The organism is Gordonia bronchialis DSM 43247 (assembly GCF_000024785.1).
GTDB lineage: Bacteria > Actinomycetota > Actinomycetes > Mycobacteriales > Mycobacteriaceae > Gordonia > Gordonia bronchialis.
The window spans coordinates 5121135-5140601 of record NC_013441.1; the positions used below are offsets into that span (position 1 = coordinate 5121135).

The 19467-nt window shown below is 68.4% G+C and carries 17 protein-coding genes and 2 pseudogenes; 6 read left to right on the forward strand and 13 right to left on the reverse strand.

The window, feature by feature from the left end; genetic code table 11:
* Positions 1 to 150 precede the first annotated feature (150 nt).
* From GBRO_RS23725 to GBRO_RS23750, 6 genes and pseudogenes are all read right to left on the reverse strand, one after another.
* Positions 151 to 852, reverse strand: coding sequence for a response regulator (locus GBRO_RS23725; protein ID WP_012836372.1), 702 nt, complete (start codon positions 850 to 852; stop codon positions 151 to 153).
* Positions 849 to 2494: pseudogene (locus GBRO_RS23730) on the reverse strand (ATP-binding protein). Before GBRO_RS23730 ends, GBRO_RS23725 begins: the two are co-directional and overlap by 4 nt.
* A 68-nt stretch (positions 2495 to 2562) precedes the next feature.
* Entirely contained in the window at positions 2563 to 4011 is a 1449-nt protein-coding gene (locus GBRO_RS23735; protein ID WP_012836373.1) for a CitMHS family transporter, read from the reverse strand.
* A 250-nt stretch (positions 4012 to 4261) separates the two neighbouring features.
* A complete protein-coding gene (gene dinB / locus GBRO_RS23740; protein WP_012836374.1) occupies positions 4262 to 5470 on the reverse strand; it encodes a DNA polymerase IV in 1209 nt (402 codons plus the stop codon).
* A 43-nt stretch (positions 5471 to 5513) separates the two neighbouring features.
* A complete protein-coding gene (locus tag GBRO_RS23745; protein WP_012836375.1) occupies positions 5514 to 6140 on the reverse strand; it encodes a class I SAM-dependent methyltransferase in 627 nt (208 codons plus the stop codon).
* Entirely contained in the window at positions 6130 to 6363 is a 234-nt protein-coding gene (locus GBRO_RS23750) for a hypothetical protein (RefSeq protein ID WP_041920077.1), read from the reverse strand. Before GBRO_RS23750 ends, GBRO_RS23745 begins: the two co-directional genes overlap by 11 nt.
* A gap of 1 nt (position 6364) precedes the next feature.
* Here GBRO_RS23750 and GBRO_RS23755 point away from each other — a divergent pair, with 1 nt between their 5' ends.
* Positions 6365 to 6883 (forward strand): CGNR zinc finger domain-containing protein, encoded by a 519-nt coding sequence (locus GBRO_RS23755; RefSeq protein ID WP_012836376.1) that lies wholly within the window; start codon positions 6365 to 6367, stop codon positions 6881 to 6883.
* Positions 6884 to 6897: 14 nt separating this feature from the next.
* Here the strand turns inward: GBRO_RS23755 and GBRO_RS23760 are convergent, their stop codons facing one another.
* On the reverse strand, positions 6898 to 8049 hold the full coding sequence (locus GBRO_RS23760; RefSeq protein WP_012836377.1) for a MalY/PatB family protein: 1152 nt from the start codon (positions 8047 to 8049) through the stop codon (positions 6898 to 6900).
* Positions 8050 to 8183: 134 nt separating this feature from the next.
* Between GBRO_RS23760 and GBRO_RS23765 the strand changes: the two genes are divergently transcribed.
* The 3 genes from GBRO_RS23765 to GBRO_RS23775 all read left to right on the forward strand — a co-directional run bounded on the left by GBRO_RS23765 (position 8184) and on the right by GBRO_RS23775 (position 13306).
* On the forward strand, positions 8184 to 8984 hold the full coding sequence (locus tag GBRO_RS23765; protein ID WP_012836378.1) for an LLM class F420-dependent oxidoreductase: 801 nt from the start codon (positions 8184 to 8186) through the stop codon (positions 8982 to 8984).
* A gap of 27 nt (positions 8985 to 9011) precedes the next feature.
* A complete protein-coding gene (locus GBRO_RS23770; protein WP_012836379.1) occupies positions 9012 to 11087 on the forward strand; it encodes a TPM domain-containing protein in 2076 nt (691 codons plus the stop codon).
* Between the two features lie 146 nt (positions 11088 to 11233).
* Positions 11234 to 13306, forward strand: coding sequence for a PhoX family protein (locus GBRO_RS23775; protein WP_012836380.1), 2073 nt, complete (start codon positions 11234 to 11236; stop codon positions 13304 to 13306).
* 80 nt (positions 13307 to 13386) lie between these two features.
* On the opposite strand, the gene GBRO_RS23780 is transcribed toward GBRO_RS23775, so the two are convergent.
* Positions 13387 to 13614, reverse strand: a complete 228-nt coding sequence (locus tag GBRO_RS23780) for a PLD nuclease N-terminal domain-containing protein (RefSeq protein ID WP_012836381.1) — start codon at positions 13612 to 13614, stop codon at positions 13387 to 13389.
* Positions 13615 to 13736: 122 nt separating this feature from the next.
* Here GBRO_RS23780 and GBRO_RS23785 point away from each other — a divergent pair, with 122 nt between their 5' ends.
* Positions 13737 to 14210 (forward strand): MarR family winged helix-turn-helix transcriptional regulator, encoded by a 474-nt coding sequence (locus GBRO_RS23785; protein ID WP_012836382.1) that lies wholly within the window; start codon positions 13737 to 13739, stop codon positions 14208 to 14210.
* A 17-nt stretch (positions 14211 to 14227) separates the two neighbouring features.
* The gene (locus GBRO_RS23790) at positions 14228 to 15514 is read left to right on the forward strand and encodes an MFS transporter (protein WP_012836383.1); all 1287 of its coding nucleotides are present in this window, start codon (positions 14228 to 14230) and stop codon (positions 15512 to 15514) included.
* Here the strand turns inward: GBRO_RS23790 and GBRO_RS25615 are convergent.
* The 5 genes and pseudogenes from GBRO_RS25615 to GBRO_RS23805 all read right to left on the reverse strand — a co-directional run bounded on the left by GBRO_RS25615 (position 15409) and on the right by GBRO_RS23805 (position 19462).
* Complete coding sequence (locus GBRO_RS25615; protein ID WP_169309888.1) at positions 15409 to 16959, reverse strand: MFS transporter; 1551 nt, start codon at positions 16957 to 16959, stop codon at positions 15409 to 15411. The two genes, GBRO_RS23790 and GBRO_RS25615, sit on opposite strands and share 106 nt — an antisense overlap.
* Positions 16960 to 17053: 94 nt before the next feature.
* On the reverse strand, positions 17054 to 17398 hold the full coding sequence (locus GBRO_RS26475; protein ID WP_169309848.1) for a hypothetical protein: 345 nt from the start codon (positions 17396 to 17398) through the stop codon (positions 17054 to 17056).
* A 778-nt stretch (positions 17399 to 18176) separates the two neighbouring features.
* A pseudogene (locus tag GBRO_RS27285) lies at positions 18177 to 18386 on the reverse strand (BTAD domain-containing putative transcriptional regulator); the annotation flags it as partial.
* Complete coding sequence (locus GBRO_RS27290; protein WP_052298334.1) at positions 18290 to 18652, reverse strand: AfsR/SARP family transcriptional regulator; 363 nt, start codon at positions 18650 to 18652, stop codon at positions 18290 to 18292. The pseudogene GBRO_RS27285 and the gene GBRO_RS27290, both read right to left, overlap by 97 nt.
* 108 nt (positions 18653 to 18760) lie before the next feature.
* Positions 18761 to 19462, reverse strand: a complete 702-nt coding sequence (locus tag GBRO_RS23805) for a helix-turn-helix domain-containing protein (RefSeq protein WP_012836386.1) — start codon at positions 19460 to 19462, stop codon at positions 18761 to 18763.
* Positions 19463 to 19467: the final 5 nt, after the last annotated feature.

Sequence of the window (19467 nt, forward strand, 5' to 3'; positions counted from 1 at the left end):
ACCGTGAACCCCGACGCCCACCGACGCCTCGGGCAACACGCCACGGTCCACACCCGGAATTCAGTCCTCAGACCACTCATCCGGGCCACTCAACAAGGGACCGCCACCTCACGAAAGATTGAGGTTAGGCGCACGGTCAGCGGGGTGGGGTCACGGGGCCAGGCGGTACTCCTGCCGCGGACGGCCGGTGGTGCCGTACCGCAGCGTCATCGAGAGTTTCCCGGCAGCAACGAGATTGGCGAGATGGCGACGGGCCGTCGGGGCGGCGACACCGATTGCGGCAGAGACGTCGTCGGCGAACAGCGGCCCGTCGGCGGCGGCGAAGAGCTCCAGGATGCGCTTCTCGGTCGGCGACCCCGGGTCGTCCCGATCGGCCGGCCGGGTACCGAAGCGCAGCGCCGAGAGCGCCCCGTCGACGGCCCGCTGGTCGACGTGTTCGGCATCGAGGACGCGCCGGTACTGGGCGTAGCCGGCGAGCCGGCGGGCGAGTTCGGCGTCGTCGAACGGTTTGATCAGGTAGGCGAGCGCACCCGAGCGCATCGCGGTGCGCACCGCCGCGGCGTCGGTCTCGGCGCCGACGACAAAGCAGTCGCAGGGGAGGTCACCGACGAGGTCGATGCCCGAACCGTCGGGAAGGTAGACGTCGAGCAGGGCGAGGTCGACGTGCGGGTGATCGGCAAGGGCGGCCCGGGCGCCGGCGATCGATCCGGCCGTGGCCGCCACCCGGAACCCGCGCATCGCCTCGACGATGGCCGCGTGCAGAGCGGCCACGCGGGAGTCGTCGTCGACGATCAGGACGGCGAGGTCGCCGCTGCTCGGGCGGTCCGATGTCGCCGGGCGGTCGGATGTCATGGCGTCTCCGGAATGTCGAGAACACACGGTAGGTGCGCGACAAAGACCGCGCCCCGAGCGGGTTGGCGGGCCGGCTCTGGCCGCCGGTGTCGGCGATCCACACGTCGCCGCCGATGCGCCGGGCGATCTGGCGGGTCAGCGCCAGCCCCATGCCGCGGCCACCGGGCACAGCGCCGGCTGCCTTGGTGGTGACGCCCTCGGCGAAGACGGCGTCGGGATCGGTGACGGAGATCCCCGGTCCGGAGTCGGCGACCGAGATGATCACGGCGGTGCCGTCGGCGATCGCCTCCACCTCCACCACGCCGGGCTCATCGCTGTCGACCGGGCGGTCCGCGGCGGCGTCGATCGCGTTGTCGATCAGATTGCCCAACACCGTGGTCACCACCACGGGTTCGGTGAGCACGCCCTCGACCCAGGTCTGCTCACCGAGCCGCAGGACCACCCGTCGTTCGCGCGCCTGACTGGTCTTGGCGTCGATGAACGCGTGCAGGTGGGGTTCGGCGACGTTCTCGAGACCGTCGAGGTGGGCGCCGGTTCCGCTGCCGGTGATCTCGTCGAGGTAGGCGAGAGCTTCGTCGGCATGGCCGTGCCGCAACAGCCCGGCCAGAACGTGCATACGGTTGGCCGTCTCGTGCCGCTGTGCGCGCAACGCCGAACTCATCGACCGGATGGAATCCACCTCCCGGCTCAGGTTCTCCACGTCGGTGCGGTCGATCACCGACAGCACCATGCCGAGGTCGCGGCCGTCGATCTTGACACGCCGCGAGCTGACCAGCACGATGCGGTCACCCACCGTCGCCGCGACCTCGTCGGGGGTCGGCTCGTCGAGGACCGCTCGCACCCGCGGGGTCAGTCCGAGCCGGTCGACCGGGGTGCCGAGGGCGGCGTCGATGTCGAGCAGTCCGCGCGCTTTGTCGTTGATCACCCGCACGATGCCGGCGTTGTCGACGGCGAGCACGCCGTCGGCCATGGAGTGCAGGACGGCGTCTCGTTCACGGACCAGCGCGGTGAGTTCGTCGGGTTCCAAACCAAGGGTGAGTCGACGCCAACGGCGGGCCAGCAGGATCGATCCCAGGGCGCCGATGCCCAGCGCGACCGCGGCGATGAGTCCGGTGGCGATCATGTCGTGGCGGGTGTCGGCGGCGAGCTGCTCTGTGGAGACGCCCACGCTGACCAGGCCCACCACCTCCCCGTCTGGCCCGAAGACGGGCACCTTGGCGCGGACGGACTCGCCGAGGGTTCCGCGGTCGGTGGCGATGTCGACCTCGCCCCTCAAGGCGCGGGTCGGATCGGTCGAGAGGGGTTTGCCCAGTTCGGCGTCCTCGGGATGAGCCAGTCGGATGCCCTGGCGGTTGGCGATGACGACGAACAGCGCGCCCGTGCGCTCCCGCACGGCGTTGGCCTGTGTCTGCACCGGTCCGGCGGCCAGCGCGGCCGGGTCGAGGTTGGTGCCCGTGGTGGCTGCGACGCCGGTCCGCACCTCGGTGTCGCTGGCCACGGACTGGGCGATCGCCAAGGCCCGCTGGGCGTACTCGTCGCGGATGCGGTCGTCGGCGCCGACAACGACCCAGCCGAAGCCGACCGCCAGACTCACCGCGATGACGACGAGCTGCAGCAGGAGCACCTGCGTCCGCAAACGCATCTCGTGAGCCTACCCAGCGCGACGACCCGGTTCGCCGGAACCGGGTCGTCGCGATCGAGGGCGGGTGGTCAGAACGGGATGGCCCCGACCAGGACTCCGACGATGAGCATCGCCAGCGACACCACCACCGCCCGCCACAGCACCTTCTTGTGGTGATCGGCGAGGGTCACACCGGCGAGTGCCACCAGCAGCAGGATCGCCGGCACCAGTGGGCTCTGCATGTGCACCGTCTGGCCGGTGATCGAGGCGCGGGCCATCTCGGTGGGATCGATGCCATAGCGCGTCGCCGTCTCCGACATCACCGGCAGCACACCGTAGTAGAAGGCGTCGTTGCTCATCAGGAAGGTCAGCGGGATGGAGAGCACGCCGATCACGATGGCCATGTGCGGGCCCATCCAGGAGGGAATACCGTCGGCCATCCAGTGGGCGATCGCGTCGACCATGCCCGTCCCGTTGAACACTCCGGTCAGGACCGCGGCGGCGAGCACCATTGCGACCACCGACACGATGCTGGAGCTGTGCCGGGTGATGGCCTCCTGCTGATCCTTGACGTGCGGGAAGTTCACCGCCAGCGCGATACCGGCGAAGATCATGAACAGCACCGGGATGGCGACGATGTCGGCGCCCAGGATCGCCAGCAGAGCGACGGTGAGTCCGGCGTTGACCCAGAACAGCTTGGGCCGCAACGTCTTCCGGTTGGGATCGAGGACGCCGGTGAAACTGGTCTCGCCGTCGGCGTTGTACTCCTGCACGTGCAGGTCTCCGGTGGCGGGGGCGTCGTCGTCGCCGAGGTCGGCGCTGCCGCTGCGGCGGCGACCCGTGCTGGTGTCGGTGCCGGACCCACCCGCACCCACGAGCACCTCTTCGTGGGCCGGCGCCAGGATCGATTCGCGGATCTCGATCTTTCCGATGCGACGACGCTCGAGGACTCCGAGGTGGTAGGCGAAGAGCAGTACCACCAGCATCGCAGCGCCGAGAGCGGGCAGCATCGGGACGAAGACGTCGTTGGCGTCGACGCCCAGTGCGCTCGCGGCGCGGGCGGTGGGGCCTCCCCACGGCAGGATGTTCATCGTGCCGTTGGCCAGGCCGGCGACCACGGTGAGGACCACCGGACTGACGCCGAGCTTCAGGTACAGCGGCAGCAGGGCCGCGGTGGTGATGATGAACGTGGTCGATCCGTCGCCGTCGAGGGACACGACTCCCGCCAGCACGGCGGTGCCGACGACGAGCTTGGCCGGATCATGACCGACCATGCGGATCACCGCCCGGACGACGGGGTCGAAGAGTCCGACGTCGATCATGATCCCGAAGAAGATGATCGCGAAGAACAGCATGGCCGCGGTGGGGGCGAGATCACCGATGCCGTCCTTGATCATGTCGCTGATACTCAGGCCCGCGCCGGCGAAGAGGCCGAAGGCCACCGGGACGAGGATCAGTGCGACGACGGGAGTGGCCCGCTTGGTGATGATCAGCACCATGAAGGTGGCGACCATACCGAGTCCGAGTGCTACCAACATTGCGTTGCTCGATTCTGGCTGGGGAACATCTGCGACGGCGCGTGAGGCCGTTGACATTGGAGTCTCGGCGTAAGCCAGGTCACAGTCACGCTTGCGTTCAATAGACGCGTTTCGCGCTTTTCGCTCACCGGTCTCGGCGAATGCACCTCGGTCGATGACTGAGGACGGGCCCCTGACGGCCCTCCTCGGGAATAGTCCCGAGGTGCCCCGCCACGGGCCCGTCCTCAGTCATCGTTCGTCGGCACTCGCGTCAGTCCGGCAGCATCGGGGCGTCGTCGCCGTGGTGTCGGTTGATCAGGACGGCGCGAGTCACCGAGTCACGGCCGAATCGGTCACGCAACGAGTCCATCGTCGTGTCGAGTGCCGCACCGTGGTCTCGTTCGAAGGGCAGTGTCAGCTGGATGCAGTCGTGGTCGTCGAGGTTGGTCAGCGACAGTCCCACGAGCGTGCAGCCGCGGTCGCGGATGACGGGCATCGCGTCGGCGAGCAGGCCGCGGGCGGCGATCATGATGGCGTCGGTGCGGTCGGTGGCCTCGATGAGGGTGCGCGAGCGGGTGGCGCGCGCGAAGTCGTCGAAGCGGAGTCGGAGAACCACCGTGCGACAGACTCTTTCGGCGGTACGCAATCGTTTGCCGAGTCGTTCGACGATCGCGACGACGGTGGCCTCGAGGTCGGCCTCGGACTTGGGACGACGACCGAGAGCGCGTTGCGATCCGATCGATGAACGTCGACGGCCGGTCTCGACTCGACGCGGATCCTGCGCGAGGGACAGCGCGAACAGGTGTCGGCCGGCCGCGGGCCCGACGATCGAACGCAGGGCGCGCTCACCGAGTTCGGCCATCTGGCCGATGGTGCTGACCCCCGCGTCGTGCAGTTTGGCCTCGGTGACCGGTCCGACACCCCATAGCCGCCGGACCGGCAGCGGGTGCAGGAAGGCAAGCTCCGTCCCGGGTTCGACGATCAGCAGCCCGTCGGGTTTGCCGACCGCGCTCGCGACCTTGGCGAGGAACTTCGAGCGCGCGCCGCCGACCGAGATCGGTAACCCCACCTCCTCGCGGACCCGGCGGCGCAGTGCCGCGCCGATGTTCTCGGGTGTCCCGCTGATCCGACGGAGGCCGCCGACGTCGAGGAACGCCTCGTCGACGGAGATGCCCTCCACCACGGGTGTGGTGTCCCGAAAGATCTCGAAGACGGCCTTGCTCGCGTCCATGTACGCCTCGAAGCGCGGCCGCACCACGATGGCCCGTGGGCACAGGGCACGCGCCTCATGGCCGGGCATGGGCGTGCGGACTCCGAAGGCCTTGGCCTCGTAACTCGCGGCCAGCACGACTCCCCCACCGACGATCACCGGTTTGCCGCGGAGCTCCGGGTTGTCGCGCTGCTCGACCGAGGCATAGAAGGAGTCGAGATCGGCATGCAGGATCGACGCGTCATCACGGGTCCGGCGCTCGATTCGCATAGAACGTATGTTCCCACGCCGGTCTGACACCTGGCCAGGACGGCTACCTGATGCGGCGGGCTCGCAGCACCACGTCGTGCGTGTGGTGTCCACCGCCGGCTGCGCGGCCCCGCTCCCGGGTTTCGTCGGTCACGATCTCCCAGTTCTCGTCGAGCATCTCGGTGAAGTCGCTCGGCTGCACGTACTCGTCCGGGTCGAAGCCGTGTGCGCGGACACCGTCGGGCGCGTGGGCGACGACGAGCAGCGTGCCGCCCACACCGACCGCCTTGACGAGTTTTCGGGCGACGCCGGCGTCGGTCTTGGTGATCGGAAAATAGTGCAGGGCAACAAGTCCGAAATCCGTTCCGGGAATGTCGTCGGACCGCAGGTCCGCCCGAATCCAGGTGATCTCGGGCCGCGGGTCGATCTCGCGGGCACGGTCGATGGCGACCTGCGAGATGTCGATTGCGGTGACCTGCCATCCCCGGTCGGCCAGCCAGCGCGCATCGGCGCCTTCACCGGAGCCGACGTCGAGTGCGGTTCCCGTTGGTAGGTCCACGGTTTCGGCGACGAGCGCCGGGTTGACGTCGGCGGTCCAGAGCCGGTCGGCTTCGGAGTAGCGCGCATCCCACCCGGCTGCGCTGTGCGGATCGGACGGGGCGGGGCCGGTGGCCGTGTGATCAGAACTCATGGGTTCGACTCTGCCCGGGGACGAGCGAGTTTTCGAGTCCGGTTGCCGGGTTGGCAAGAACTCGCCCGGCCGAGCGTGCCGTCGCCGCGTCGCAGATCTCGACGGCAACCCGGCCGCATTCGCAACGCAGGTAGATCACCATCCCGGTCGAGATCAGATGCCGGGAGACCGTGGTCCAGTGGTGCTCGTGAATGTTTATACCCCGAGCGTGATGTAATGCCATTGTGCATTTCAACCATTACGGGCGGGATGCGGTCGAGCTTGCCGTCGCGCTCGTCAACGACCGGCCGGCGGGCCCCGCCGACCTCGCCACACGATGCGTCGAGGCCGGATTCGTGCTCGTCGGCGCCCCGACCGACGACGACCACCGACGGCTTGGCCGATTCCTCGACCTCTGGTACCTCGTCGCCGCCACCGCCGACGAGAACGGTCGTGCCGCGCAAATGAATTCGATACTCGACCGGTATGCTTGCCCACCGCGGATGACCAATCATCTCGGAACCGGTTGGCATCTGCACTTTCGCGACGACGACGTCCCGGTGTGGCGGCAGGTCGCCACGCTGCTCGGCGTCGGTACGGCCATGCATCTCACCGGTCGCGGGATCGATCGGCTCGGCGTGTGCGTCGCCGACACGTGCCCGCGCGTATATGCCGACACCTCTCGAAACGGCCGCCAACGGTACTGCTCACCCGCGTGCGCCAACCGGGCCGCGGTGCGACGCCACCGAGCGCGCCAGAGCTGAGCTGCCCCGCGGGCTCAGCCGATCACATCGGCGATCCGGTCGATCGCCTCGGTGAGCATCTCGGGTGAGCAGCCGAAATTCAACCGCGCGAAGCCATTTCCCGCCGCGCCGAAGTCGGGACCGCGATGCAGGGCAACCCGTCCGCGGTCCAAGATGGGTCCGGCCGGGTTGTCGCCGAGGCCCGTGGCACGGAAATCGAGCCACGCCAGATACGACGCCGACGGCCGGTGGACGAGAACACCCGGGAGTCGTTCGGCCACCAGGCGATCGAGCAGATCGCGGTTGGCGACGATGCGGGCCAGCGTGTCGTCGAGCCAGTCGTCGCCGTCGGTGAAGGCTGCCTCGGTGGCCGCGCGCCCCAGGATGCTGGTGCGGTAGCGCACCTCCTCGGGCTGCCGGGCGATCAGGGCGCGCATCGGCTCGGACGCGACCACCGACATGGCGCATTTGGCGCCGGCGATGTTGAACGCCTTGCTCGCCGATTGCGCGGCGATCCCGACCTGTCGCGCGGTGTCGGAGACGTCGAGGAACGGGGTGAACCCGACGCCGGGATAGACCAGCGGGGCGTGGATCTCGTCGCTGATGACGGTCGCACCGTGGGCGGCGGCAAGCTCGGCGAGCGCGGCAAGCTCGGCGTCCGCGTGCACGAGGCCGAGCGGATTGTGCGGGTGACACAGCAGGATCGCGGTGGCGCCCGCCCCCAATGCGGCTTCGATTCCGGCCAGGTCGAGTCGCCAACCGGCGTCGTCGTGGGTCAGCGGCACCTCGACGACGCGCCCGCCTGCCTCGGGGACGATCTCGAAGAACGGCGGATAGATCGGCGGCATGACGATCACACCGTCGCCGGGCGCGATGGCCACGCGCAGGGCCTCGACGAGCACAACGCTGACATCGGTGGTCAGCGAGACATCGTCGGGCGCGACCTGCCAGCCCCATCGCCGCTGGGCGAATCCGGCGAAAGCTGCTGCCGCACTTCCGGAATCACCGGCATAGCCCAGGTCGGATTCCTGTACGCGGGCGATGATGGCATCGGCGACGACGGGCGCGAGCGGAAAGTCCATCTCGGCGATGAACATCGGCAGCACGTCGTCGGGGTAGGCGGTCCACTTGACCGACGTCCGTTGACGCAGGGTCTCGAGGTCGGGGATGGCGGGACGGAGGCTCACGGTGTCCTTGCTACCCGATCTGCGACGACGGTGCGGTCGATCCGACACACGATGAACGTGTTCGGGTGCCCGGTCAACGGGGTCACCGGAATTCGGACATCGACGCGGAGGCGATCCGTGGGCAGACTGTCGTCATGAGTTCACGCGAATTCCCGCTGCGCATCGGTGTCCAACTTCAGCCCCAGCACGCCTCCGAGTACTCGACCATCCGGGACGCGGTGCGCCGCGCCGAGGATCTCGGCGTCGATGTCGCCTTCAACTGGGATCACTTCTTCCCGCTGTACGGCGATCCCGACGGCGCCCACTTCGAATGCTGGACGATGCTCGGCGCGTGGGCCGAACAGACCACGCGGGTGGAGATCGGCGCGCTGGTGACCTGCAACTCCTACCGCAATCCCGAGTTGCTGGCCGACATGGCGCGCACCGTCGACCACATCAGCGACGGCCGGCTGATCCTCGGCATCGGATCGGGCTGGTTCCAGAAGGACTACGACGAGTACGGCTACGAATTCGGCACCGCCGGTGGCCGGCTCGACGACCTCGGCGCGGCGCTGCCGCGGATCGCCGATCGGTTCGGCAAGCTCAACCCCAAACCCACCCGCGACATCCCGGTCCTGATCGGCGGCGGCGGTGAGAAGAAGACGCTGCGCCACGTCGCCCAACACGCCGACATCTGGCACTACTTCGTCGACGAGGAAAGCTACAAGCGCAAGGTCGGCATCCTCGAGGAGCATTGCGCAGCGGTGGGTCGCGACCCGTCGGTCATCGAACACTCCGCTGCGGTCGATTCGCGCGACGGCGGCGTCGAGGAAGCGCTGCAGAAAGCGGATGCGCTCCGCGAGGCCGGTGTCACCCTGATCACCGTGGGCGCATCCGGGCCCGACTACGACCTCTCGGTTCTCGACGCGCTGTGCCGTTGGCGGGACGCCGGCTGATCGGGTCCACCCGTTAGATTTGAGGCCATGCATGTCGTTCGGACGTCACCCCGGCACGCGGCCCTGACCGGCCGGATTCTGCTCGTCGAACTCCTCGGCGCGATGGCCTTGCTGTTCTCGACCCTGCTGTTCTCGACCCTGCTGTTCTCGACCCTCCTGGGCGCCGGACCGTCGTCGGCCGAAGCACCGGTCAACATGGCGACCCACGTGGTGGATTCGGCCGACGCACTCACCCCCGCCCAGGAGGCCGAGGTCACCGAACGCATCGATCGGCTCTACCGCGATCAGGGCATTCAGTTGTGGGTGGTCTACGTCCGGGACTTCAACGGACTCGACCCGGCGCAGTGGGGTAACCGCACCGCCACGAGCAGCGGCCTCGGCAGCAAGGATGTTCTGCTGTCGGTGGCCACCGACTACCAGTCCTACGACCTGTTCCCGATCGACCCCGATGCGGTGGGGCTCGATCAGTCCGACCTCGACACCATCGCCAACGACCTCGTCCTGCCCGCCCTCAAGAGCCGGGACTGGGCGGGTGCGGCAATCGCCGCCGCCGACGGCATCGACGCGGTCAAGAAACCCTCCTACACCGGCATCATCATCGCCGGCGCGGTCGGTGGCGCCGCCGTCATCGGCGGGGGCGGTGCGCTGGTCTACCGCCGTCGGCGCAAGCGCCGGCAGATCGAGGATGATCTGTCGCATCTGCGGGAGAACGAGCTGACCGTCGACCAGCTCGCCGCACAGCCCCTCGACGTCCTGCACCCGTGGTCCCGAGAGGTGCTGACCGACACCGACAACGCGATCCAGACCAGTGCCGAGGAACTCCGGCTCGCGGTGAGCGAGTTCGGCGAAGCCCAGTGCGCCCCGTTCACGCAGGCGCTGGACAAGGCCCGCCGCGGACTGGCCGACTCGTTCGCACTGCGGCAACGCCTCGACGACAACGTGCCGGAGACCGCCGACGAACAACGCTCGATGCTCGTGCAGATCATCACCACCTGCACCGACGTCGACAACGACCTCGACGCACAGGTGACCGCCTTCGACGAGATGCGCAACCTGCTGATCAACGCCGACACCCGATTCGACGAGATCACCCGGCAGCTCGTCGCACTGCGGGCCCGACTGGAGCCGGCGGCGTCGAAGCTGGACGCGCTGATCGCCAAACACGGCCGGCAGACCCTGGCGTCGGTCCTGCACAACGTCGACCTGGCCGGCGACCAGATCGCCTTCGCCGAGGCGAGCGCTGATCAGGGCCGCGCCGCGATCACCGCGCCTGCCGGCCAACAGGGACCCGCGGTCGCCGACATCCGCTCGGCCGAGGGCTCCATCGAGCAGGCGAGCCGGCTACTCGACGCCATCGACCACGCCGACGACAACATCGCCGCCGCGCATTCGCGGATGCCCGCGCTCATCGCCGAGGTGGAGGGCGAGCTGACCGAGGCGGCGGGCCTGTCCACCGACGGCGGGCCCGGCCTGGCGACCGCGGTGGCAGCCGCCCAACAGGCGGTGGCGGCCGCCCGCGACAACTTCGACACCGATCCGCTCGGCGTGTTCACCGCGCTGGTGGACGCCGACGCCGAGCTCGACGACGCGCTCGACGCGGCCCGTGCGGCCTCCGCCGAACGCACTCGCCGCACCGAGATGGTCACGGCCGCCATCGAATCCGCACAGGCAAAGGTCTCCGCGGCCGACGATTTCATCTCGACACGGCGCGGCGCCGTGCAGGCCACCGCACGCACCCGGCTGGCCGAGGCCCAACGGCTGCTCGCGAGCGCCCAGACGTCGGCCACCGGTGACCCCCTCGCGGCCGCCGATGCCGCACGACGGGCGGGCGCGCTGGCCGATCAGGCACTGATGGCCGCGCAGGGCGATGTGGTCGGCTGGCAGCAGACCCAGCAGCCCCGCTCCGACGGCGCGTCGGCAGCCGGCGCGGTCCTCGGCGGCATCCTCGTCGACAGCTTCCTGCGCGGCACGATGGCCGGCCGCGGTCACGGTGGTGGTTTCGGGGGTGGGTTCGGCGGCGGTTTCGGCAGCGGTGGCCGCAGTCCCGGTTCCTTCGGCGGGTCGGGCAGTTCCGGACGAATCGGGGTCGGCGGCCGGTTCTGACCGGCTTCCCCGCGGAATCCGTTCGTCCGCCGTTCACGTTCACCTCACCGTCGATTTCCTGAGACTCCCTAAGGTCCTCGGAGTGCTCTCCCCACAGCCCGTGGAGAGCGGTCTGATCCCGGACGCAGCCCTTCGGAGGAGTCGACGTGCGTATTCCCCTGCAGTTGTTCACCCTCGGTGCCACCACGGCGGGCGGATCGTCCCGCGCGCGTGTCACCTGCCGGTACAAGTGCGGTGACGCATGTTTCCACGAGCCCGGAAACACCAGCGACAACCCCTACTTCCGGGACGTGTTGCGCGCCGGGATCTCTCGTCGAACCGTGCTGCGGGGCACCGCCGGGGCCGCGGTGGCACTCGGCGCCACGTCGGTCCTCGCGGCCTGCGGCGACGACGCCCCGTCGGGCGCCCCGTCCACCGGCGAATCCCCTGGTGGTATGAAGTTCACTGCGGTGCAACCGAATACCGAGGACGCGGTGGTGGTCCCGGACGGCTATCGACAGCAGGTGGTGATCCGCTGGGGCGACCCGGTGGTACCCGGTGCACCCGAGTTCGACTTCGCCAACCAGACCCCGGAGGCACAGGAACGGCAGTTCGGCTTCAACAACGACTTCGCCGGACTGATCCCGGTGGACGGGGTGAGCAACCACTTCTACCTGGTGTGCAACCTCGAGTATCCGACCGAGGTGTTCATGTTCGCCGGGTACAAGGAGGGTGAACCCACCGAAACCCAGGCCCGGGTCGCGATGGCCGCGGTCGGCATCGCGGTGGTCGAGGTGGCTGCCCAGGCCGGCAGCGGCGCGCTCAAACCGGTTGTCGGCGAACGGAACCGACGCATCACCGCGTCGACGCCGTTCCGGCTGACCGGGCCCGCCGCCGGCAGCCCGTACGTCCGGACCTCCGCCGACCCGGCCGGCACCACCGTCGCGGGGACCTTCGCGAACTGCTCGGGCGGTGTCACCCCGTGGGGCACCATGCTGTCGGGCGAGGAGAACTTCCACAACTACTTCTCCAACGCGAGCAAGGTCACCGACCCCGCCGCCACCGAACACCTCGAGCGCTACTCCTTCGAAGATGACGCCGACGAACACCACTGGGGCCGGTTCGAGAAGCGCTTCGACCTGGCGTCGGAACCCAATGAGGCCAACAGGTTCGGGTACATCGTCGAGGTCGATCCACACGATCCGGCCTCGACTCCGATCAAGCATTCCGCTCTCGGGCGATTCAAGCATGAGTCGGCGAACATCCACGTCGTCGGTGACGGGCCGGCCGCCGGGACCGTCGTCGCCTACACCGGTGACGACGAGAAGTTCGAGTACATCTACAAATTCGTCTCCAGCCGCAAGGTCAAGACCGGGTTGTCACGTGCCGCCCGGGCACACAACATGGGCATCCTCGACGAGGGCACGCTGTACGTGGCCACCTTCACCGGCGACACCCCGCAAGCGATCGACGGTTCCGGAACCCTGCCTCCGGCAGGGAAGTTCGCGGGTAAGGGGATCTGGAAGCCGCTGCTGACCACCAACGCCGACGGTTCGGCCCGATCGCACGTCGAGGGCATGGACCCCGCGCAGGTCGCGGTGTTCACCCGCGCCGCGGCAGACAAGGTCGGAGCCACCAAGATGGACCGGCCCGAGGACATCGAACCGCATCCGGTGACCGGAAAGGTGTACTGCGCGTTGACCAACAACGATAAGCGCGGCACCGACGGCAAGGCCGCGGCCGACGAGGCCAACCCGCGCAACGAGAACAAGAACGGTCAGATCATCGAGATCTCCGACAATCACGTCGGCACCGACTTCACCTGGGAACTTCTGCTGGTGTGCGGCGACCCGGCAGCCGCCGACACCTACTACGGCGGCTTCGACAAGACCCGGGTCAGTCCCATCTCCTGCCCCGACAACGTCGCCTTTGACCCCCATGGCAATCTGTGGATCTCCACCGACGGCAACGCCCTCGACAGCAACGACGGCCTGTTCGCGGTGGCCCTCGACGGTGAACGTCGCGGTGAGACAAAGCAATTCCTCACCGTACCCAAGGGAGCCGAGACCTGCGGCCCGATCATCGGGGCCGACCGTGTGATCGTCTGCGTCCAGCATCCGGGCGAGGAGGATGACCACTCCGCGGACAACCCGGCGTCGCACTGGCCCGACGGCGGCACCTCCCAACCGCGGCCGTCCGTGGTCGCCGTGTGGCAGGACAACGGACAGATCGGGGTCTGACCCGGCCCCCGCGTTGACCGCGCGCCCGAACACGTTCATCGTGCGCGGACGATGAACCGTGCCGGCGAGTGAGCGCTGACCTACCCCGACGGTTTACGTCCCTTCACGAAGTAGGCGATCGGTCCGACGAAGTTCACGAAGCTCAGCGCCACCCACTTGCGCTTTCCACCGTTGATCTCCGACGCGGGTCGACGAGCGATGTCGATCAGGGCAGCGGCTTGCAGACCGATCTGCACCACCGTGGCCGCTCGGATTGCTGTCCGAGAGCGAGGTGGGAGATCCCGGAACCGCTTCTTGGTGCGTGCCATGCCGTCGAGGCTAGTCCTGCGAACGCACGATCAACGCGATCCGACGCACGGTCGACGGGCTGTCTGGTATCTCACAGGCCGTCGGCTTTTACTTCGTGTGCCTAAGTATTAGGCTTACGCATGTGTCTGATTCCGATGTCTCCGCAATCGCGGTCGCTCTGCGACCAACGCTGACTCGTCTCTACCTGGCACTTCGCCGCCACACACCGATCCGTGAGTACACCGCCGCCCAGGCGTCGGCGCTCACCGTCCTCCTCGACCACGGTCCGATGCGGATGGGTGAACTCGCCGAACGCGAGTCCATCCGGATGCCCACGGCGACCGCCCTCATCGACGGTCTGACCCGCAACGGTCTCGTCGAACGTCGACCCGATCCCGACGACCGGCGTGCCGTCCTGGTCGCGCTGACCGAGCACGGGGCCGACGTCCTCGATCGGGTGCGTGGCCAACGCGACAGCATCCTGACCGCGGCGCTCGCCCGGCTCGGTGCGGACGATCGGGCGGCCATCGCCGCCGCCGCACCCGCCCTGCAGAAGCTGCGCGAGGAACTCGACATCCAGCCCACCTCCGACCGCTCCGGCGCGTCGGCCGACTGAACACAAAAGGAACGTTCATGACCGTCACCGAGAACAGGAAGGCGACCGCACCGGCTACGCCCGACGACGCCGAACGCCATTCGCTGATCGAGGCCTTCCGCGGCCAGCCGCGGACCGTGTGGGTCACCGCCTTTGCCGCCGTGATCGCCTTCATGGGCATCGGACTGGTGGACCCGATCCTCAACAGCATCGCCGAGGCGCTCAACGCGCCGCCGGAGAAGCTCACCCTGCTGTTCGGCGTGTACGTCGGCGTGCAGTGTGTCGCGATGCTGCTGACCGGTTGGGCAGCATACCGGTTCGGCCCCAAACGCACCCTCACGGTCGGCCTCGCGTTCATCGTGGTGGCCGCGGGCATCTCGGCCTTCGCCAACGGCATCGACCAACTCATCGCCTACCGGGTGCTGTGGGGGCTCGGCAACGCGCTGTTCATCGCGACCGCTCTCGCCTTCATCGTCAGCGCCGCCAAGGGCAGCCAGCACGGCGCGATCATGCTCTACGAGGCGGCCCTCGGTGTGGGTCTCGCCGTCGGCCCGCTGCTGGGAGCCGTTCTGGGGGAATGGACGTGGCGCGCTCCGTTCGGCGGAACCGCCATCCTCATGCTGATCGGTGCCATCCTGTGCGCCGTCATGCTGCCCACCGACGGGCCGCGCTCCGAACGCATCCCCGTCCGCATCGTCGACCCGCTCAAGGCGCTGCGTAACCGCACCCTGCTGATCACCTCCATCGGTTCGGCCTTCTATACCGGCGCACTGTTCACCGTGATCGCCTGGGCGCCGATCGCCATGGGTCTGCGGCCGATCTACGCCGGACTGATCTTCTTCGGCTGGGGTCTGCTGACCGCTCTCGCCGGTGTCTTCATCGCCCCGGCGCTGGCCGAGCGGATCGGGCAGAAGGGTGGCGTCATCGCCGCGATCTCCGCCTACGCGGTGGTCATGGCCCTGGCCGGCATCGGAACCCTGAACGGCGCGGTGTGGCTGATCGGTCTCGCGGTCATCCTGTCCGGCCTGCCTTCCGGTGTGCTCAACACCCTGTTCACCGGAGTTGCCATGTCCGCCAACGGCCCCGAGGTTCCGCGTTCGGTATCGAGCGCCGGCTACAGCTTCCTGCGGTGGATGGGTGCCGCCGTCGCCGCGGTGCTCGTCGCCCATCTCGCCGAGTGGTTCGGCTCGCACGCCGCGCCCTGGTGGTTCGCCGCGGCCTACTGCGTGGTCGCCGTCGTGGCCGTATCCTTCGTCGGCGGACGTAAGGCGCAAAGCCACCACGTCGACGCGGATGCCGCACTCATTGGTGCCGAAGAGTACTGAGCCACAGCCCCTTTCCAAAACCCCGCCCGCCCGTGGCGATCCCACGGGCGGGCGGTTCCATGTCCGGACCGGCGTACCCCGTCACACCGCGGGCTCCGACGCGACATCGCGGGGCACGGTGATCCGCTCCTTCGAGAGCAGCACGACGGCGCATGCGAGCGCCAGACCGAAGACGGCGGTCGCCACCCAGAAGCCGACCGTGATCGCGTCGCCCCATGCTGCGGGATCGGTGTGCGTGTCACCTGATGTTCGACGCCCAGCACGATCGAGCCGATCACCGCGACACCCAGGGTCCCGCCCAGTTGGCGGATGGTCTGCACGAGGCCGGACGCCTGGCTGCGTTCGGCAGCACTCACGCGGGAGAGCGCGTCGGTGTTGGTGGGCGAGAACACCAGTCCGAGACCGAATCCGGTGATGATCATGCCCGGCACCTGCAGCACGTAGTCGAGATGCGGGAGTGCGACGCTCCAGCAGGCCATTCCGATGGTCGCGATGGCGAGCCCCGTGATCACCGGCGGGCGGTTGCCCCGGCGGTCGTACCAGCGGCCGCCGAGTTGCGCGGCGACGGTGATCGGCAGGATCAGCGGAAGGACGGCGGCACCCGCCTTCATCGGACTCATGTGCAGCAGATCCTGCAGGTACAGCGTGGCGAACAGGATCGTGGCGAGCAACGAGAACCGCACGAGGCCGAGGGTGACGAGATTCGCGGTGAACGCCCGGCGAGCCAACAATCGCACGGCGACAAGCGGTGTGGCCGAACGCCATTGGGTGAGGACGAAAACTCCCAGAATGAGCACGCCGACGATCAGCGACGCGAGTGTGGCCGGTGCGGTCCAGTGCCAAGTGCTGCCCTGCTGGATGGCGAGCACGGTCAAGAGCAGTCCGGTGACGAGCATGGCGGCCCCGCGCAGGCTCACCCGCGCCGCGCGATCGCGACTGTTGTCGGGCTTGGCGATGGCGACGAGGACGAGGGCGAGCAGGCCGACCGGAACGTTCAACCAGAACACCGCGCGCCAACTGATCCACTCGGTGAGTGCCCCGCCGATGAGCGGTCCGACCGCCAGGAAGATCTGGGAGACACCGGCATACACGGCCATGGCCCGACCGCGTTCGGTGATCGGGAAGGCCTCCATCACGATCTTCGCGGAGACGGGCATCATCAGCGCCGCACCCACACCCTGGGCCGCACGGGCTGACAGAATCCAGGTCTCGCCGCCACCGCCGGGGGCGAGGCCACAGAACACCGACGCCGCGAAGAACGTGACGACACCCAGACAGAAGCAGGTCACCGGACCCAGCCGGTCACCGAGTTTGCCACCCAGGGCGACGCACGCGGCCATCGCCAGTACGTAGGCGTTCACCACCCACTGCTGCCCCGACGACGACAACCCGAGGTCGTGGGTCATCGACGGCAATGCCACCGTGACGACCGTCTGGTCGAGCATGATCATCGACAGTGCGCGGTCATCGCGAAGAGGGTGAGCCACCGATTGGCGGCGAGGCCGGGTGCGGCGGACACCGCTCGGATCGTCGTGGTGTTCATCGCCGTTCCCCGATCGCGGTGGGAGCGGATGCCGGATGCGAAGCGGCTGCGGTACGGTCCGCGAGCACACCGTCGAGCCAGTCATAGACGACGTCGTCCCAGACCCGCTGGCCGAGACCACCGCAATGCCCGGAGACACCCGTGCTCTTCGCGGGCGCATAGAGCTGCTTGCGCTCGACGGTGAGGGCATCGAACAAGGTCTTTCCCTGCCCGCCCACCGGGTCCCCGTGGGATTCGACGATGAAGGTGGGACACGAGATGTCGCCGGCCCGGTCGAGCATGGTGAACGATCCCAGTTCGGTGAGGTACTCGGCGATGGTGTGCACGCCGTGACAGGCCATGCGGGAAGCGAAGAAGTCCGGCGACCTCGGCGAGGGAGAAGGTCGCGGTGCGCGCGGCGGCGAGCTCCACACCGAGGGGTAGCCCGCCCATCGCGCGACAGATACGGTCGAGGTCGGCCCGATCGTCGGGTCCGGCGTCGAACTGTCCGCTGGCACTTCGTATTCGGTCGACGAGCAGACGATGCGCAGGTGGCAACGCGCCGTTGGTCGAATCGACCGGCAGCGGGTGGACGGTCAGTTCGTGTTCGCCGTCGACACCGCTCGGTGCGCCGACGGCGAGCACCGTCACCGCGGCGCACTGCCGTAGCAGGATGTCGATGTCGTTGTCACCCGGCCGACCTCGTCGGCCACCCGAGCCCGATCGGCTGTCGAGAACGAGGAGCACCGACATCGTCGACAGATACGCGCACACCTGATCCATGGCCGTGGCTCCGGCGTCGGCGGACGGCGCGATCCGCATCGTCTCCAGAATCGTTGTGCCCAGCTCGGTGTCGTCGCGGCGAGCGATGAACCAGATCCCGTCGTCGAAGAAATCCGCTGCCCGCCTGGCGGACTCGATGGCCAGGCGGGTTTTGCCGACTCCCGGGATGCCGGTGATGGCAACCGCCCGCTCGGTCTCGAGCAGGCGAATCACCTCGGCCAGTTCGGTGTCGCGCCCGACGAACGAGGTGTGCTGGGTTGGGAGCCGGACACGACGCACCGCCCGGGTGTGGTCGTCGAGCACATGTCGTTGGGCGGCACGGACTTCGGATCCCGGCTCCACTCCGAGCTCGGTCGCCAGCAGCTCTCGGATGTCGCGGTAGGCGGTGAGTGCCTCGGACCGCTGACCCCCGGCCGACAGTGCGGAGATCTTGATCGACCACGCGTGTTCGTCGAGCGGATCGCGGGTGATCAGAGCCTGTGCCTCGTCGAGTGCGCGGTCGAGGTCGCCGCCGCAGTGTCGAAGTCGAGGGAGTCGATCACGACGTCGGCGAGGTCGAGGCGGTATCCGGCTCGGTCGGTGATGATGGCCGATGCCTCGCCCTGCGGTGACAGAGCCTTGCGCAACCGCCAGATTTGCGACTCCAGCGCGCGCTGGGTCCGTTCCGGCGCATCCGGCCCCCAGACTTCGGTGATGAACACCGCGGCCGGAACCGGGCGCCCGGCGTGTGCACACAGCAGAGCGAGGATGGTGCGCGGCTTCGCGCCGCCGGGATCACACGGCTGCGCTCCTCGTTCGACGACGAGTTCACCGAGGTCGTGGATCACCAGCATCGGCGTGCCTCTCGCGTCTGTGGGCGCGGCATATGGCGATCGTATGCGTCACCGTTACCTCGAACACCCGCTATGGCAGGACCAACGGCTGCACCGCGGACGAGAGGCTCAGACAGCCGAATCCGGGAACGCGATCACCGACAGGAAACGGCACGGCAGCTCGACGAGTTCGACGGGACCGTGCGCCCCTTCGCCGTCGAGTTGCAGGGCATCGCCGGGATGCATCCGGTAGACCGAGCGGCTGTGCGCGTAATCCATTGCGCCGGAGAGCATGTAGATGAACTCAGTACCCGGGTGCTGAAAGAGCGGCTGGGTGACCGACTTCTCCGTGAGGGTCACCAGCAGGCACTCGAGCCGCTTGTGTTCGCCGCGCAGTGAACCGAGCAACTCGTACTCATGCCCTTCGCGCGACCCCTCCCGGATGATCTGTGAGCCCTCGCCGTTCTTGACGAACACCGCGGACCGTTCGATGTCGGCGCCCCGGAACAGCGAGGTGGGTGACACGTCGAAGGCCGTGGCCAGCCGCGCGAGAGTGCTGAGGCTGCACGAGGTCTGCGCGTTCTCGATCTTGGAGAGCATCGCCTTCGAGATACCGACCCGGGCGGCCATGTCGCCCACCGACAGTCCCTCCTGCAGGCGCAACCGCCGCACGTTGCGCGCGATGGCCGCCTCGAGCTCGAGTTCCTCGACCGGCTGATCGACGGTGCGCTCTCGCGCGGTGCCGGATTGATTCCGGATCAAGGGCTCGTCCGCTGGCTCGTCCACGCCGCCAGGATAGGCAGCCGCGGCGTTCACTGTCAGGAGACACACGGGTG

What these genes read in the sequence shown, in the direction of transcription:
- GBRO_RS25615 (WP_169309888.1), bottom strand. Translation starts at nt 16,959, where the DNA reads ATGCTCGACCAGACGGTCGTCACGGTGGCATTGCCGTCGATGACCCAC.
- GBRO_RS23770 (WP_012836379.1), top strand. Translation starts at nt 9,012, where the DNA reads ATGCATGTCGTTCGGACGTCACCCCGGCACGCGGCCCTGACCGGCCGG.
- GBRO_RS23790 (WP_012836383.1), top strand. Translation starts at nt 14,228, where the DNA reads ATGACCGTCACCGAGAACAGGAAGGCGACCGCACCGGCTACGCCCGAC.
- GBRO_RS23750 (WP_041920077.1), bottom strand. Translation starts at nt 6,363, where the DNA reads ATGGCATTACATCACGCTCGGGGTATAAACATTCACGAGCACCACTGG.
- GBRO_RS26475 (WP_169309848.1), bottom strand. Translation starts at nt 17,398, where the DNA reads ATGGCCTGTCACGGCGTGCACACCATCGCCGAGTACCTCACCGAACTG.
- GBRO_RS23765 (WP_012836378.1), top strand. Translation starts at nt 8,184, where the DNA reads ATGAGTTCACGCGAATTCCCGCTGCGCATCGGTGTCCAACTTCAGCCC.
- GBRO_RS23735 (WP_012836373.1), bottom strand. Translation starts at nt 4,011, where the DNA reads ATGTTGGTAGCACTCGGACTCGGTATGGTCGCCACCTTCATGGTGCTG.
- GBRO_RS23725 (WP_012836372.1), bottom strand. Translation starts at nt 852, where the DNA reads ATGACATCCGACCGCCCGGCGACATCGGACCGCCCGAGCAGCGGCGAC.
- GBRO_RS27290 (WP_052298334.1), bottom strand. Translation starts at nt 18,652, where the DNA reads ATGCTGGTGATCCACGACCTCGGTGAACTCGTCGTCGAACGAGGAGCG.
- dinB (WP_012836374.1), bottom strand. Translation starts at nt 5,470, where the DNA reads ATGCGAATCGAGCGCCGGACCCGTGATGACGCGTCGATCCTGCATGCC.
- GBRO_RS23745 (WP_012836375.1), bottom strand. Translation starts at nt 6,140, where the DNA reads ATGAGTTCTGATCACACGGCCACCGGCCCCGCCCCGTCCGATCCGCAC.
- GBRO_RS23780 (WP_012836381.1), bottom strand. Translation starts at nt 13,614, where the DNA reads ATGGCACGCACCAAGAAGCGGTTCCGGGATCTCCCACCTCGCTCTCGG.